This window comes from Nostoc sp. EspVER01, assembly GCF_034530635.1.
Taxonomy (GTDB): domain Bacteria; phylum Cyanobacteriota; class Cyanobacteriia; order Cyanobacteriales; family Nostocaceae; genus Nostoc.
The window spans coordinates 64957-79212 of record NZ_JAVRCS010000028.1 but is presented as its reverse complement, the minus strand read 5'-3'; the positions used below and the strand labels follow the sequence as shown (position 1 = coordinate 79212).

At 44.5% G+C, this 14256-nt stretch carries 10 protein-coding genes and 25 tRNA genes; 4 read left to right on the top strand and 31 right to left on the bottom strand.

Features of this window, described 5'->3' with window-relative positions:
• Positions 1 to 219 precede the first annotated feature (219 nt).
• A complete protein-coding gene (gene ctpC / locus RMX69_RS21715; protein ID WP_289795847.1) occupies positions 220 to 1503 on the top strand; it encodes a carboxyl-terminal processing protease CtpC in 1284 nt (427 codons plus the stop codon).
• Positions 1504 to 1581: 78 nt separating this feature from the next.
• Here the strand turns inward: ctpC and RMX69_RS21710 are convergent, their stop codons facing one another.
• The 3 genes from RMX69_RS21710 to RMX69_RS21700 form a co-directional block, all read right to left on the bottom strand.
• Entirely contained in the window at positions 1582 to 1767 is a 186-nt protein-coding gene (locus RMX69_RS21710) for a DDE transposase family protein (RefSeq protein ID WP_289795848.1), read from the bottom strand.
• 134 nt (positions 1768 to 1901) lie between these two features.
• Positions 1902 to 3629 carry a succinate dehydrogenase/fumarate reductase flavoprotein subunit gene (locus tag RMX69_RS21705; protein ID WP_289795849.1) on the bottom strand — a complete coding sequence of 576 codons (1728 nt, stop codon included), beginning with the start codon at positions 3627 to 3629 and terminating at the stop codon, positions 1902 to 1904.
• Between the two features lie 224 nt (positions 3630 to 3853).
• Positions 3854 to 4171 carry a hypothetical protein gene (locus tag RMX69_RS21700; protein ID WP_099102821.1) on the bottom strand — a complete coding sequence of 106 codons (318 nt, stop codon included), beginning with the start codon at positions 4169 to 4171 and terminating at the stop codon, positions 3854 to 3856.
• 566 nt (positions 4172 to 4737) lie between these two features.
• Here RMX69_RS21700 and RMX69_RS21695 point away from each other — a divergent pair.
• The gene (locus RMX69_RS21695; protein ID WP_289795851.1) at positions 4738 to 5550 is read left to right on the top strand and encodes a hypothetical protein; all 813 of its coding nucleotides are present in this window, start codon (positions 4738 to 4740) and stop codon (positions 5548 to 5550) included.
• Between the two features lie 81 nt (positions 5551 to 5631).
• Here RMX69_RS21695 and RMX69_RS21690 read toward each other — a convergent pair whose 3' ends face one another.
• From RMX69_RS21690 to pds, 4 genes are all read right to left on the bottom strand, one after another.
• Complete coding sequence (locus tag RMX69_RS21690; protein ID WP_322638674.1) at positions 5632 to 6954, bottom strand: ABC transporter substrate-binding protein; 1323 nt, start codon at positions 6952 to 6954, stop codon at positions 5632 to 5634.
• Between the two features lie 193 nt (positions 6955 to 7147).
• Positions 7148 to 7239, bottom strand: a tRNA-Ser gene (locus RMX69_RS21685).
• A gap of 133 nt (positions 7240 to 7372) precedes the next feature.
• Positions 7373 to 8305, bottom strand: a complete 933-nt coding sequence (crtB, locus tag RMX69_RS21680; RefSeq protein WP_289795853.1) for a 15-cis-phytoene synthase CrtB — start codon at positions 8303 to 8305, stop codon at positions 7373 to 7375.
• Entirely contained in the window at positions 8289 to 9728 is a 1440-nt protein-coding gene (gene pds, locus RMX69_RS21675; RefSeq protein ID WP_322638673.1) for a 15-cis-phytoene desaturase, read from the bottom strand. The genes crtB and pds overlap by 17 nt, the downstream gene beginning before the upstream one ends.
• A 443-nt stretch (positions 9729 to 10171) precedes the next feature.
• On the opposite strand from pds, the gene RMX69_RS21670 reads away from it, so the two are divergent.
• On the top strand, positions 10172 to 11260 hold the full coding sequence (locus RMX69_RS21670; RefSeq protein ID WP_322638672.1) for a glycoside hydrolase family 3 protein: 1089 nt from the start codon (positions 10172 to 10174) through the stop codon (positions 11258 to 11260).
• Positions 11261 to 11335: 75 nt separating this feature from the next.
• Here RMX69_RS21670 and RMX69_RS21665 read toward each other — a convergent pair.
• The 24 genes from RMX69_RS21665 to RMX69_RS21550 form a co-directional block, all read right to left on the bottom strand.
• Positions 11336 to 11406 (bottom strand) — tRNA-Lys (locus RMX69_RS21665).
• Between the two features lie 245 nt (positions 11407 to 11651).
• Positions 11652 to 11725, bottom strand: a tRNA-His gene (locus RMX69_RS21660).
• A 6-nt stretch (positions 11726 to 11731) separates the two neighbouring features.
• Positions 11732 to 11805 (bottom strand) — tRNA-Ala (locus RMX69_RS21655).
• An 8-nt stretch (positions 11806 to 11813) separates the two neighbouring features.
• Positions 11814 to 11890, bottom strand: a tRNA-Ala gene (locus RMX69_RS21650).
• Between the two features lie 5 nt (positions 11891 to 11895).
• Positions 11896 to 11969, bottom strand: a tRNA-Arg gene (locus RMX69_RS21645).
• 6 nt (positions 11970 to 11975) lie between these two features.
• A tRNA-Val gene (locus tag RMX69_RS21640) sits at positions 11976 to 12051 on the bottom strand.
• 61 nt (positions 12052 to 12112) lie between these two features.
• Positions 12113 to 12189 (bottom strand) — tRNA-Leu (locus RMX69_RS21635).
• A gap of 4 nt (positions 12190 to 12193) precedes the next feature.
• Positions 12194 to 12267, bottom strand: a tRNA-Leu gene (locus RMX69_RS21630).
• 3 nt (positions 12268 to 12270) lie between these two features.
• A tRNA-Pro gene (locus RMX69_RS21625) sits at positions 12271 to 12343 on the bottom strand.
• Position 12344: 1 nt separating this feature from the next.
• Positions 12345 to 12422 (bottom strand) — tRNA-Leu (locus tag RMX69_RS21620).
• A 6-nt stretch (positions 12423 to 12428) separates the two neighbouring features.
• A tRNA-Leu gene (locus tag RMX69_RS21615) sits at positions 12429 to 12531 on the bottom strand.
• 6 nt (positions 12532 to 12537) lie between these two features.
• Positions 12538 to 12613, bottom strand: a tRNA-Gln gene (locus RMX69_RS21610).
• Between the two features lie 3 nt (positions 12614 to 12616).
• A tRNA-Gln gene (locus tag RMX69_RS21605) sits at positions 12617 to 12689 on the bottom strand.
• A gap of 160 nt (positions 12690 to 12849) precedes the next feature.
• Positions 12850 to 12924, bottom strand: a tRNA-Asn gene (locus tag RMX69_RS21600).
• A gap of 6 nt (positions 12925 to 12930) precedes the next feature.
• Positions 12931 to 13005, bottom strand: a tRNA-Phe gene (locus tag RMX69_RS21595).
• 21 nt (positions 13006 to 13026) lie between these two features.
• Positions 13027 to 13101 (bottom strand) — tRNA-Arg (locus RMX69_RS21590).
• Positions 13102 to 13105: 4 nt separating this feature from the next.
• A tRNA-Ser gene (locus RMX69_RS21585) sits at positions 13106 to 13195 on the bottom strand.
• 4 nt (positions 13196 to 13199) lie between these two features.
• Positions 13200 to 13282 (bottom strand) — tRNA-Tyr (locus RMX69_RS21580).
• 7 nt (positions 13283 to 13289) lie between these two features.
• A tRNA-Glu gene (locus RMX69_RS21575) sits at positions 13290 to 13360 on the bottom strand.
• Between the two features lie 56 nt (positions 13361 to 13416).
• Positions 13417 to 13488: transfer RNA gene (locus RMX69_RS21570), tRNA-Trp, on the bottom strand.
• Between the two features lie 3 nt (positions 13489 to 13491).
• A tRNA-Met gene (locus tag RMX69_RS21565) sits at positions 13492 to 13565 on the bottom strand.
• Between the two features lie 7 nt (positions 13566 to 13572).
• Positions 13573 to 13645 (bottom strand) — tRNA-Cys (locus tag RMX69_RS21560).
• 3 nt (positions 13646 to 13648) lie between these two features.
• A tRNA-Glu gene (locus RMX69_RS21555) sits at positions 13649 to 13725 on the bottom strand.
• Between the two features lie 4 nt (positions 13726 to 13729).
• Positions 13730 to 13803: transfer RNA gene (locus RMX69_RS21550), tRNA-Asp, on the bottom strand.
• A gap of 187 nt (positions 13804 to 13990) precedes the next feature.
• Between RMX69_RS21550 and RMX69_RS21545 the strand changes: the two genes are divergently transcribed.
• Entirely contained in the window at positions 13991 to 14113 is a 123-nt protein-coding gene (locus RMX69_RS21545; protein ID WP_322638671.1) for a hypothetical protein, read from the top strand.
• Positions 14114 to 14256 lie beyond the last annotated feature (143 nt).

Genomic DNA, 14256 nt, shown 5'->3' with positions numbered 1-14256 from the left:
GAAGTATGCTCCCCTGCCTAGACAGCGATGGGATATTTTTTTAGTTGGAAGTCCCCTAATGCCCCATACCCAAAAACTTTGTATCTTTTAAACATTAAGGTCGCCTGATTGTCAAGTATTTTGTTTAAATTAAGAATACATACTCGGTCTGTACAGTGGTAGCCTGTGTTAGATTGAGCATACTGACTATATTATTTTCCCTCTGACGCAGCTGTCATTATGGTGATTACAAAAAGTAGGCTTGTTTTGGGTGCTACGGCAGTTACACTCTCCACGATCGCTGTTACTAGCCTTGGCATTCATTCGCGAGGTCAGGCTTTATTTAAAGCAAGTCCTAAAGAATTAGTAGATGAAGTTTGGCAAATTGTTCAGCGCCAATATGTCGACGGTACTTTTAATCAGGTAGATTGGCAGGCTGTTCGTAAGGAATACTTGAGCAAGTCCTACAGTAATCCGCAGGATGCGTATAAGTCCATTCGGGAAATGCTGAAAAAGCTAGAAGACCCATATACCCGGTTTATGGACCCATCGGAATTCAAGAATATGCAGGTGGATACCTCTGGAGAATTGACAGGGATTGGGATCACCATTAGTCAGGATGAAAAAACCAAGCAATTGGTTGTAATTGCGCCAATCGAAGATACACCAGCCTTTAAAGCTGGTGTTTTAGCAAAAGATATCATTCTCAAAATTGACGGCAAAGATACTAAGGGGATGGATACTAATCAGGCAGTATCCTTGATTAGGGGTGAAGCAGGATCTAAAGTCCGCTTGACTATTCAGCGTGACGGTAAGACAAAACAGTTTGACATCAAACGGGCGCGCATTGAAATCCATCCAGTTAAGTTTTCTCAAAAGAAAACCCCAGCCGGAAATCTTGGTTACATCCGCTTGAACCAGTTCAGCGCCAATGCTGGTAAAGAAATGCAAACCGCTATCAAAGATTTAGAAAGCAAAAAGGTAGCTGGATATATCCTTGATTTGCGTGGTAATCCAGGCGGCTTACTTTTCTCTAGTGTGGATATTGCCCGAATGTGGATAGATAAAGGTAAGATTGTCTCCACCGTTGAACGCCGAGGAGAGGCAGAAAAGGAAGAGGCAAACGGACGAGCCTTGACCACTAAACCATTGGTGGTGTTGGTAGATAAAGGTTCAGCTAGTGCCAGTGAAATCCTCTCAGGGGCTTTGCAGGATAATAAGCGTGCTACTTTGGTCGGTACTCAAACCTTTGGTAAGGGACTAGTGCAATCGGTGCGTCCCCTAGAAGATGGTTCAGGATTAGCGGTAACAATTGCTCATTACTATACCCCCAATGGTACAGATATCAATCACAAAGGCATTTCGCCAGATGTGAAGGTGGATTTGAGCAAAAAGCAGATGGAAGATTTGTGGCTCCATGAACGTGACAAACTCGCTACTTTTGCAGACCCTCAATTTGCTAAAGCGGTGGAAGTGATAGGCAAAAAAATTGCTGCTCAGGGGACACCTACAGCAGAAAAATGAAGAGTTAGGAATAAAGTTAGGAGTGAATAGTGAGGAGTTAGGAATAAAGTCCGTCACCGTCAACTTCTAACTACTAACTTAAACTGGTTTGCACTTTCCAGCCCTAATAAGTCCGACACGTCGAGCGATCGCTTCTTCTTGCGAACTAAAAGGCCCCCACTGTTCTATAATTTCTAGATTATCGTTGCCAACTTGGTCGCTGGGGATAATTTCACAGTTTCCAGCAGAACGCTTGACAATATACCAAGTTTGTGGGTTATTCATATTTTAAATAAAAATCTTGTTTTTATAATCAGAATTTTACGGCATACAGAAAATATCTTCGCACTTACTGTTATTAATCGAGGTGGACAAAATTTTTGTAGTCCCCTCGATTTCTCACATACATTTACCTTTAACTAATACTTCCGCTCTTTTGGCTCAAACATAGTAATCGCCACCGGTCGATATTGAATATCAATTCCCGCTGGTGAATAGTATGCCATTGTGTGTTTGAGAAAGTTGCTATCATCTCGTTGGGAATAATCTTCGCGGAAATGAGCGCCACGACTTTCTTGGCGATTTAGGGCTGATGCCAAAATGGTCTGCCCTACTACCATCAAACTTCTCAATTCTAAGGCTTCTACGAGTTCTGTATTCCAGCAACTACCTTTGTCATCTAAATAAATTTGAGGATATCGCTGTTGTATTTCTTCTAATTTCTGTAAACCTTCAGTCATTAATGCCTCAGTGCGGAAAACACCACAGTACTCAGTCATACAATCCTGAAAAGCTTCACGGACTTGGTTAATGCGGTACTGTCCTGGTTGTTCTAGCAAAGCTTGAATTTGTTGCTGGGCTTCTGTTATGTACCGTTGCTCATCTACAGAGGGTAACTTACGTTTTTGCACGAATTTTGCGATCGCAGCTCCAGTTCTTTTGCCATAAACGACACATTCCAGCAAAGAATTACTCCCCAAGCGATTAGCACCATGTACAGAAACACAAGATGTTTCACCCGCAGCAAAGAAAGCGTCAACTAAACCATCACCACTACTGCGAACTTGCCCATCGGTGTTAACTGGTATACCACCCATACAATAGTGAATTGTCGGGCGGACTGGCATCGGTTGAGTTACTGCATCAACACCTACTAGGCGATGGGCTTCTTCCCAACAGAAGGGAACGCGACTCATAATTTTTTCTTTGCCTAGATGGCGCAAATCCAGATAGACAAAGGGGCCACCAGCACTGCCATTGAGATGAATACCACGTCCGGCGCGAATTTCGTAAGCGATCGCTCGTGAGGTAATATCACGAGGAGCTAGTTCCATCCGACTGGGCGCATAGTTCGCCATAAAGCGATCGCCTTCACTATTAATCAGATACGCCCCTTCTCCCCGTACCGCTTCCGAAATCAGCACCCCTACCGGATATAAACCAGTGGGATGAAACTGGACAAATTCCATATCTTCCAGGGGCAAACCTGCGATCGCAGTCATTGCCAAACCATCACCCGAAGAAGCGTAATCATTAGAGGTAGTGTTATAAACGCGACCATAGCCCCCTGTGGCAAACATCACCGCCTTAGCCCGCACCACCTCTATATGTCCATCCAAAAGATGGAACATGACCACACCCTTGGCCTCATTTTCTTCCAAAATGAGACGCATCACGTACCACTCTTCATAAACTTGCACGCCATAACGCCGCAAATTGTTAACCAATTCGTGCAAAATCGCATGACCGGTTTTGTCAGCAGCGTAGCAAGTGCGGTTGTGGGAGTGTCCGCCAAAAGCCCGTTGGGCAATGCGCCCATCGGATAAGCGAGAGAACAAAACGCCCATGTGTTCCAAGTCAATCACCACACCTGGCGCTTCTTGGGTGAGAATTGCTACAGCATCTTGGTCTGCCAAGTAATCAGAACCCTTGACAGTATCAAAAGCATGTGCTTCCCAAGTATCTTCGGAATCAACATTTTTCAGCGATGCAGCCATACCACCTTGAGCCGCTACCGAGTGAGAACGAATTGGGTGGGTTTTGGCAACCACAGCAATATTTAAACTAGGGTCAGTGCGGGCAATTTCTACAGCAGCACGACATCCCGCCAATCCACCCCCGACAATAATCACATCGTGTTCCAGCATAATTAGCCCCCTGATTGCAAACCACTGCTGTTCTATTGTAGAGAGGTGATTAATCAGCTAGTGCGTTGTAACAGTAGCATCTCTACAAAAAAATTCCCTGCCTACAGACAGGGACGTTATAACAAATTTTTAAATTAGGAGTAAAAAGTTAAAAACAAAGAGTTATGGCACAACAAATAGAGTGACTTATAACTCATAACTCGTAACTCATAACTCCTAACTCTTTAGCTAGTTGCTTGTACAGGTTGTTGTTGAGACACATTACCTGGTATAGGTTCCATTTTGGTTCCCGGCCCTACAGGACTAACTTCAATATGATTTAACAAGGTAGTGACAAACGCAAACAACAAGAAAGGTAGCGATAGCAGAACGACAAGACCCGCTGTTGCTAAAGCGTACACGGGCCGCTTGGCACCCATCAGTGCCAAAGCTGATGCCAAACTTAGGGTAATTGTAATCAACCAAACAATTATTTGACCGTAGATATCACCGAAAGTCAGGGTACAGACAAACCGATACTTTTGAATATTATTTTCGCTCATCACATTTGCCTCCAGTCTCTCCTAATAGGTTCTACGTTAGAACTATGTTTGCCTTCTAGGCAATTTCTAAATATTTTTGCAAGCTTCGTAATATCACTTCACAATTTAGCTGTCTTTGGCAGTAAAGTAGCTATGCTAAAAAACTTCTTTCCTTCTCTGCGAGACGCTGTGCGAACATCGGAAAGGTCGCAATTGCGTTGGCGCAGCCCGCCGTAGGCATCGCCTCCTTAACAAACCCTATCTTTATTTTAAGCAAAGAGACTATTTGTCATCTATCAAATTAAGGATATTTAAAATAAATATATCAATTCACTTCCAATTTATGAAAATTGCAACCCACAAATCCCCGATTTGGTAAAAGTTGTTGAGTATCTTGTTTCTCACGAGTGATTGAGGATTGCTATGGAATTTAATTTTTTGCTAGTAAATATTAACTAGAGAAATCAAGTAAAGTCAGAATGCAAAAACCGATTTTTTGATGTTAAATTTTGAATATTGCCCAAATTTGTTGACTTAAATCAACAAAAATCTTTATTTTTCGTGGCAACATTGTTTTAGGAGTGAACGTGAATACTATTTTTCTTCGTAAAGGTGTTTTTTGGTTGCCAAGTATAGCTGCTCTTGCATTCCTGAGCAGCGGTTTATCTGCAAGCGCTCAGACAGTAAACAAGTCGAGCAATCAGCCATTAACCGAACCTTCCGCAACCGTAGCGTCTCCCAAAGAGTTTAGCCAAAATCTCTCTATAGAAACAACCGAAACTTTTACAGTCACAAATTTAACTAAGGTAGAGCAATTGCCCAACACTGGGATACAAGAAAACGCCAGTGTAACACCCATACCCGTTCCAGGCACAGTGGCGACCTCCTCTGCAACGCTCACCTCTGAGTCTGTACAACCGACTTCTCAACCATCTGCGACAAGAGTGGCGCAATCGGATATTGATTTAGGTAGAACTACCAGTGGTGGTAGTAGCTATCTTGGTATCGCGGCTAACATTGGTTTGAATGGTGGTGACACGTCTTTGGGCGATGGTAACTTTGCGGTAGTTAGCAAAATCGGACTGACAAATTCTATATCAGTGCGACCTTCAGCTGTATTTGGGGATAACACCACAGTTCTACTTCCGATCACCTACGATTTTACCTTCAAATCAGCAGATGCTTTTAGCGAACCATTAGCGATCGCACCTTACGTCGGAGTGGGTGCAGCTTACAAAACTGGTGATGATTCAAAATTTGCCTTTTTGGTGTCTGGTGGCATTGATGTGCCTCTAACTTCTCAATTTACGGCAACAGCTGCTATCAATGCCGGATTTTTCGATGAAACTGATGTGGGCTTATTGTTAGGAGTTGGTTACAACTTCAGTGGGATTAAATAGTTAGGAGTTAGGAGTTAGGAGTTAGGAGTTAAGAGTTATTAAGATTAAATTTATAACTCATCACTCCTAACTCCTAAGTTTCTACTTAGGGGTAACTTTGTCAATCACCTTGATTGTGCCATCGTCTCCTACTGTCCAAACATCGTATACACCGACGACATCGCCGTTAGCATCAACATCTACGTTGCCACTAGCTCCTTGGTAGTTAATCTTTTTACCATCTTTAAGTAACTTCAGTCCCTCGCAGACATCACTAACTTCTGTGCCAGGCCCATCAGCAACTTCCCGGATTTTGCTGGCTATGCCAACGCCTGTATTTTCTTTAGCAGCTTGCGCCGCCAATGTCAACAAAGCTGCTGCATCCCAAGCTTGAGGAGCGTATTCCCCTGGCGCACTACCTTTTTTATCCTTCCACAGCTTGTTGAAAGCTTCTAATGCTTTACCATCGGAACCCGGTACTGTACCGATCGCTCCAGTTAAAATATATTTACCATCACTGCCTTTGCCAACTTGTTCGGGAAAAGTCGGTGATTTTACCCCATCTGTCAGCAGAATCTGTACCCCCTTTGCCACACCTTGCTGATAGGCGGCCTTTAGGAACAGACTACCAGTTTCGGCATAGAGTACGGCCAGTACTGCATCTGGCTTACCTGCAAATGCAGCAGCGGCCTCTGTATCAAATGTCTGAGCTTTTGGGTCGTAGCGGACAGGCTTATCTTTATTAACTATAGTTCCACCCAATTTTTCAAAAGTTTGCACGAATGCTTTTTCAAACCCTACGCCATAGTCGTTATTAATTACGACTGTAGAAACTCGCTTGAAACCTTTTTTTCTGGCAAGTTGGGCTAAAGCTAGTGCTTGGTATGTATCGGGGGGAGCAGTACGCGCCCAAAAGCCTTTATAGTCGCCTTTTTGAGCCTTTTCGGTAAATACAGGACTGGTACTACCAGGGGAAACCAGCATGACTTTATTCGGCGTGGCAATGGAGACTGCTGCACTAGAAACGCTACTGGCAAAGGAACCAACTACACCTGCTACTTTATCCAAAGTTGCTAGTTTGGTCATACCGGCAGCTCCAGCTTTCGGGTCGGTTTGGTCGTCTACTTGCACCAAGGTAACAGGTTCGCCATTCACTCCACCGCAAGCGTTGACTGTATCGACCAGTAAAGGTACGGAACCTAACATCTGCTGTCCTACAGAAGCTAAGTCGCCTGTTGTCGGTAGCAGGGAACCAATTTTTAGTCCTTTAGCACTGCTTGTAGCAGTTGAGTTTGTTGCTGGAGTAGCGGTACTTCCGTTGTTAGCTGTGCCGTTGGGGGTACTGCTATCACCACAAGCCCCAAGTAGAAACCCAGCCGCAAGGGTAGCTATACTTAAACTTAAGGCGGCACTAATTTTTCTCATAAATTACTTTCACTCCTCAAAATACTTAGGAGCCTAAAAATAAGATCCAAACTAGGTTTTTAACTTAGCTGGATCTTATCAAGACTCCAAAGGATAAATCATATCATCCATCTTTGGGAGTAGAAATATTTACGCCGATATTAATATTACTTTTTGTACACAGAGTATTCTCCGTGTATCAAAAGCCGAAAAACGGAGAGGGAGGGATTCGAACCCTCGGTACGGAGTTGCCTGCCGTACAACAGATTAGCAATCTGCCGCTTTCGACCACTCAGCCACCTCTCCTGACTCACGAATATCAATGTTACCAGACTTGCCAGTAAGAGTCAATAGTCATTTGTCATTGGTCATTTCTGATTAGTCATTGGTTATTTATAAAACACTGAGGACTAAGGACTAGGGACAAATGACTAATTTTTTAAAGGACTTGCGATCGCATCCAAGCTATGGGCAAGGTGCGTAACTTTTTCCACTGGGGAACGTAAGCCCGCTGATTGAATACATCGTAATCGTTGCGTTCAATCGCCTCCAAAATTTGACCGTACAGCATTGATGCCGCCCACACAGGCCAACGGGCATCGGATGCTAAATAAGTAATTCCCTGGTCGGATGTGGTGTAAAATTGGCGGGCGCGGTCAATTTGAAAGCGCATCAATGCCCGCCAACGATCGTCTACCACACCTTTGAAGAAGTCTTGCTCGGTATAGTTGAATTTTGCCAAGTCTTCCAGGGGAATGTAGATCCGTCCCCGTTTGGCATCTTCTCCTACATCTCGCAGGATGTTGGTGAGTTGATTGGCAATTCCGAGAGCGATCGCTTCTTCTGTGGGAAGATATGGTTGTTTATTTTGCCGCCACGGTGCTGCATATATGGTGTTATCTACACCCATAACTGATGTTGACATCAAACCAACAGTGCCAGCAACGCGGTAACAGTAGAGGTATAAATCCTCAAAGGTTTCATAACGACTGCGATATAAGTCCATGCGCTGACCGGCAATCATATCCCGAAATGGTTGAATGTCCATCGGAAAGCGCTGGAGGGTATCAACTAAAGCTACATCGTAATTTTCTAATGGGCGTCCCGCAAAAATCGATTCCAGCTGCTGTTCCCATAGGTCTAGGGTTTCTGGCGTGGTAATAGCAGATGCAGGGCCATCCACCAATTCATCTGTACGGCGACACCAAGCGTAAATTGACCAAATAGATTGACGTTTTACCGGACTCATAAGCAAAGTACCCAGGTAAAAAGTCTTGGCATACTTTGCTGTGAGATGCCGACAAAGTTTGTATGACTCGTCTACAGAGACCAGCGTTTTCATGCGCGGCGGGGAATCAGGCAGTTGCAGCATTCGTTGCGGGCGGTCGGGTGAGCGTTTGCAGGTTTGAGGAATTTGCTACCGGGAGGGCCTCAGAAATCGCCTGCGCTGTCAGCTTACCAGAAAGTACGGCACCTTCCATACTGGCTAAGTAGCGTTGCATGGTGTAATCCCCTGAGAGATAGAAGTTACTAATGGGGGTTGTTTGCGAGGGACGGTACTGTTGACGACCAGGGGTCGCTTTGTAAACTGAACGGGGCGTTTTCACCACATGAGATTTCAGCAATGTTGCTGGATTGTCTCCCCCAAAGTGGTCGGGGAAGAGTTTTTCTAACTCGGCAATAGTGGCAGCCACAATCTCCTCATCTGATTTGGCAATCCAATCTTTTGCCGGGGCTAGAACTAATTCCAGCATCGAGCGTTCGGGGTTGGCGTATTCACGGCAGGTATTGCTCATATCAGCATAAACGCTTAGGAGGGGCGATCGCGAGAATAGCAAGTGATCAATTTGCGTAAGTTTACGATCGAACCACAAATGCACGTTAATCACAGGCACGCCTTCTAAGCCTTCTAGCTTTTGGAAAAACTCCATTTCTTTCCAAGGTGCTGGCAAAATCACCTTTAGAGGGTCAACCGGCATAGCAGATACATACAAATCCGCTGTGAAAACTTCATCTTCTTCGCCATTCAACCCCCGAATCAAGTATCCTTTGACGCTACCATCGGCGTTTAGCAAAATCTCTTTCAAAGGGGCATTCAAGCGGACTTCTCCACCGCGTTCGGTGATGTAATCTACTATCGGCTGACACAATCGTTCTGTTGGCGAACCATCCAGAAAGGCCATTTTCGAGCCATTTTTTTCCTGGAGGAAACGATTGAGGGCAGTTAAAAGAATGGTTGCCGAAATTTCATCTGGGTCGATGAAATTCAGCGACTTGGCCATGGCAATAAAAACTTCTTTATTGACCCGTTCTGGAATATTGTGTTTACGCAGCCAATCTGTCCAGGAATATTTGTCCATTTCTTCAACGTACTTTTGCCCCTGAATCATGACCGGCAATAATCCGATGCCAAAGCGAATTTTTTCTGGCCATGTCAGCATGTCGTTGTTTCGCAGAATTGCCACTATACCATTAATTGGTGCTGGCAAATCTGGGAAATCAAAGCGACTGTAAGTACCTGGTGCATCTGGCTGGTTGAAGATCATTGTGTGTTCTTTCCACTGCAATCGATCTTCAATGTCCAGTTCTTTGAATAACCGCAACATATTGGGATATGCGCCAAAAAAGATGTGCAGACCTGTTTCGTACCAGTCTCCATCAGCATCTTTCCATGCAGCCACTTTACCGCCTAGAACGTCTCGACGTTCCAAGACAATGGGTGTGTGACCTGCGTCTGTAAGATATTTCGCGCAGGAAAGTCCTGCTAGTCCCGCTCCCGCGATCGCTACTCGCATGTAACCCTACTGCTCTTCAATATTTCTTAACCGTTTTATCGTTCTCATTATACGTTGCAATCCGTTACATTTGGCAGTTATTGTGCGATCGCTTCCGCAAAAAAATTTTGCCAAAGGGAATTTTACCTACGCGCACCTACCCGAACAAATTGTTAATACCATTGTTGGCAATAGGTTTGGGCGAGCATTTCATCTATCTTTACATGGAGGAAAATTAGGCAAACAAAAGTATTTCCTTTGACTGAAAATAAGTTAATCTCAAATGTGGTCTGAAAGTAGTTGATTTATTTGCTAATTCGTGTATTTGCTTTGAGTAAATATCGGGGGTAGTGGTTAAAGACTACTTGGAAAACTTTCTGCTTCCCATAAGGTGTAGGATAAAAATCTATGTCCTCTAGGTTGAACAACCCAGTTGTTTACCGCACAACTTATAGGTAAAAATTATGGGTGTATCGCAGAAGCTCAAGCGCTTTGGACATCACCTGATTCTAGGTATTTCTGGCACGACATTAAGTGATGATGATAAACGCGCACTCAATGAATTGAAACCGATTGGGGCAATCTTTTTTGCTAAGAACTTTTTGGATAGCACCCCATATCAGGTTTGGCTGGAAAGCTTCAAGGATTTAAACAGGCAGATACGAGAATATACTGAACGTGATTCTATGTTCATGACTCTCGATCATGAAGGAGGTCGTGTAATTCGTACACCACCGCCAATTACCCGCTTTCCTCATGCCTTATTGCTGCGATCGCACGCTTATGAAGTAGCAAAAGCCACAGCGGTAGAACTCAAATCACTAGGAATCAATTTATCTTGGGCACCTGTAGCCGATATTTTTTCCCATCCCGACAACCCTGTGATTGGGCCTCGCGCCTTTGGTAACACTCCCGAAACTGCTACTCAAGGTGCCCGTGACTATTACCTTGGACTTCGAGATTCAGGAATTTTGGGATGCGCCAAACACTTCCCCGGACATGGAGACACCAGCAAGGACTCTCATATTGAGTTACCAATACTGAATTTAACTCTAGAAGACCTGCGACTTCGAGAACTTATACCTTTCAAAGCCTTAATCGAAGTACAGATTCCTTTGGTTATGACTGTCCATATTTTATTTCCCAAGATAGATCCTGATGTGCCAGGAACGCTTTCTCAGGCTATCCTCAAAACCATACTTAGAGAGGAACTTGGCTTTGAGGGAGTAGTTGTATCTGATGATTTGGATATGAAAGCGATCTCAGATATGTTTATGAAAGCTGGTACTGTGGCGCGGTCATTTAATGCAGGCTGCGATCTGTTTATTGTGTCGCGTAATATTAATTCATCATCTATTGAAAGAACTTATCGGATTGCTGAAGATTTTGCTGATTCGCTCAGTAACGGTAGCTTAGATGAAGCAGTCGTAGAAGCAGCTAGAGAAAGAATTGAGAAACTACTGGCAGTAACACCGCAATATCCGATACATACTTTGGATAAAGATGTATTATTGCAACATGCTCAACTAGCGATCGCTAGTTGCTATTCATAACCCAATACGCATTCAAGTTGCATATTAGCTAATTCTTAATTTTGAATTTTGAATTTTGAATTTTGAATTGTTTAATGGGTGGTATAGGGGTCGAACCTATTTTTGCGGGTTAAAAGCCCGCTGCACAGCCGGTATGCCAACCACCCTAGTTAATTTGAAAAAGAAATGAGCAAGTGCGATTTGTAATACCAACATTAGATATAAATCCACCAGGGAGGTACTGCCCCTCCTATTTCTGTGTTATCAGCACAGCGCCTCGCTTTTCGGCTCCAGGTGGATAGGTGGAAGATGGAGGAATCGTAGCTTGCTTCCCGTAGGGTACCCCTACAGTTGCCCACACCCTGGTTTTCAAGACCAGTTGCCGTCCATTCAGCGGCATCTTCCATTCAGGGGTGTCTGACGGGGCTTGAACCCGCTATGACTGGTTTCACAAACCAGCGCCTCGACCACTTTGGCTTCAGACACCATCAGTGGAATCAATGGGAATTGAACCCATAACCTCCTGCTTGCAAGGCAGGCGCTCTAGCCATTTGAGCTATGACCCCATATTTTTTGGTGGATACTGGTCGGAATTGAACCGACAACTTTCTAACAGCCAGTTAGACGCTTTACCAATTAAGCTACAGACCCATAGACGGGAGTGGTAGGACTTGAACCCACAACTTTCGAGGTAGAAGCTCGAAGCTCTATTCCATTGAGCTACACTCCCAATATTTGGTAGTCCTGGCAGGAATTGAACCCGCAACATTCTTCTTGTAAGGAAGACACTCTACCAATTGAGCTACAGGACTACGCAAGCGAGTGGAGGGACTTGAACCCACGCACTCCCAACTGCGCTACACCCAGATATTTTGGTACTCTCGACAGGATTTGAACCTGCAAAAAACTAGATTCTCGGTCTAGTGCGTCTTCCGTTCCGCCACGAGAGCTTAGTGCCCCTGACAGGATTTGAACCTGCAAAATCTGGACTCTGATTCCAGCACGTATGCCAGTTCCGTCACAGGGGCATATCGGGATGGCAGGATTCGAACCTGCGAATCCATGCTCCCAAAGCATGGCTTCTGGCCACTGAATTACATCCCGTTGGTACTCCTGGTGGGAGTCGAACCCACAACCAAACAGATTTTAAGTCTGTCACCTCTTCCAATTGGGCTACAGGAGCAAATTTTGGTACTCTTGGTGGGAATCGTAGATGCGGAGCGGCTTCCCGCAGGGTACCCACAATATACCGTTTTTGAGACGGCAGCCTCTTCCAGTTGGGCTACAAGAGCAGAGTTTGGCAGCCCCACCAGGACTCGAACCTGGAATCTTCGCCTTCAAAGGGCGCTATGTTGCCAATTACACCACAGGGCTTTATTGCCAGGGCAGGGTTTGAACCTGCAACCTCATCGTTCAGAGCGATGCGACTTCCCAATTCGTCCACCCGGCATTAAACAATTCGTAGTTCGTAATACTTCGACTTCGCTCAGTACAAGTTCGTAATTCGTAATTATGTTTTCTGAGGGTGATTTTAACCTCGACTAAGATACAAGCCGTTTATAAAAACGTGAGTATAAACCCTTATTTAATTACGAATTACGAATTATAATTGGCTGCCTCAGTAGGACTCGAACCTACAACCGCGCGGTTAACAGCCGCTTGCTCTACCATTGAGCTATGAAGCAACGAAGCCCCCCAGGTCGGAATCGAACCGACGACCTCCTGTTCTTCAAACAGGCGCTAACTACCAACTGAGCTACCGAGGGATAAAAGAAGAGATCATGTAACGAGAGCGGAGGGAATCGAACCCTCAAATCTTCAGTTTCGTAGACTGAGATGTTATCCAGTTACACCACACTCTCAAAACGGAGAGAACAGGATTTGAACCTGTGACGGGTATTAACTACCCGTTTCCTCTTAGCAGGAGGACGCTTTGAGCCACTCAGCCACCTCTCCATAGTGGGTCGAGCAGGATTTGAACCTGCGCGCAAAAAAGAACAGTTTTACAGACTGTCGCCTTCAGCCAGACTCGGCCACCGACCCTTAATCATTCCCTCGACGAGAATTGAACTCGCATCTGTGCTTTGAAAGAGCACTGACTTAACCATTCGTCTACGAGGGCATAATTTACCGAATTTTAGATTTTGGATGAAATTTTTTTATCTAAAATTGTCTGACACAGGGACTAGGATTTGAACCTAGAACATCGGATTTGGAGTCACGAGGTGTTACCGTTACACCATCCCTGCATTTGGTGGCAGCGGCGGGATTTGCACCCGCATATACCAGGGTATGAACCTGGGGCTTTACGTTAAGCTACACTGCGGCACCAAAGGCTGAGGTGAGATTTGAACTCACGATGTCGGTTTTGCAGACCGACGCCTTCGACCACTTGGCTACTCAGCCATTTGGGAGTCCTGACGAGATTCGCACTCGCAATCTTCAGCTTGAGATGCTGACGGCTTAAACTATTCGCCTACAGGACTGCAACCAGGGTGACGGGACTTGAACCCGCAACATTTCCGCAGACAACGGAACGCTCTAGCCAATTGAGCTACACCCCGATTTTTTTGAATCTGTGCCTAAACTTTGAAGTTTTTAGGCACAGATTTTGTTGGTGAACTTGCCCATTTCTTATTTAGTTTTCAAGGTTCAGATAATTTACTTTTTACTGTTAGAAACTGTTAGGAAAATAACCGAAACTCTAGGTAGCAAACCTGTTGTGTATTACGGATGTATTCAGTGGTTTTAATGAGTGCAAACTTAGAACTTTTTTCGTTTTTTGCCTCTACTGCCGATGGTTTGCAAGTAAAAGCAGCTTTGTTGGCTGGGGACTCTGGTTTATTCCAACGCCTGTCCTTTAGTTGTATGTAGAACATAAATTTGACTCTTGAGAAGCTTTGTCTTTCGTCTCACTACAAATATACTACAAAATACTACAAGAGGTGTCAAGGGGTTTTAGAAAGTTTTTTTGAAATTGTCTATAAAAGCTTCTGGACTTATATTTGAACTTGCTA

Excerpts from the sequence above, each read along its gene's own strand:
- RMX69_RS21710 (WP_289795848.1), bottom strand. The coding sequence starts at position 1,767 with ATGAATAACCCACAAACTTGGTATATTGTCAAGCGTTCTGCTGGAAAC.
- RMX69_RS21690 (WP_322638674.1), bottom strand. The coding sequence starts at position 6,954 with ATGAGAAAAATTAGTGCCGCCTTAAGTTTAAGTATAGCTACCCTTGCG.
- RMX69_RS21670 (WP_322638672.1), top strand. The coding sequence starts at position 10,172 with ATGGGTGTATCGCAGAAGCTCAAGCGCTTTGGACATCACCTGATTCTA.
- RMX69_RS21545 (WP_322638671.1), top strand. The coding sequence starts at position 13,991 with ATGAGTGCAAACTTAGAACTTTTTTCGTTTTTTGCCTCTACTGCCGAT.
- ctpC (WP_289795847.1), top strand. The coding sequence starts at position 220 with ATGGTGATTACAAAAAGTAGGCTTGTTTTGGGTGCTACGGCAGTTACA.
- RMX69_RS21705 (WP_289795849.1), bottom strand. The coding sequence starts at position 3,629 with ATGCTGGAACACGATGTGATTATTGTCGGGGGTGGATTGGCGGGATGT.
- RMX69_RS21700 (WP_099102821.1), bottom strand. The coding sequence starts at position 4,171 with ATGAGCGAAAATAATATTCAAAAGTATCGGTTTGTCTGTACCCTGACT.
- pds (WP_322638673.1), bottom strand. The coding sequence starts at position 9,728 with ATGCGAGTAGCGATCGCGGGAGCGGGACTAGCAGGACTTTCCTGCGCG.
- crtB (WP_289795853.1), bottom strand. The coding sequence starts at position 8,305 with ATGCTGCAACTGCCTGATTCCCCGCCGCGCATGAAAACGCTGGTCTCT.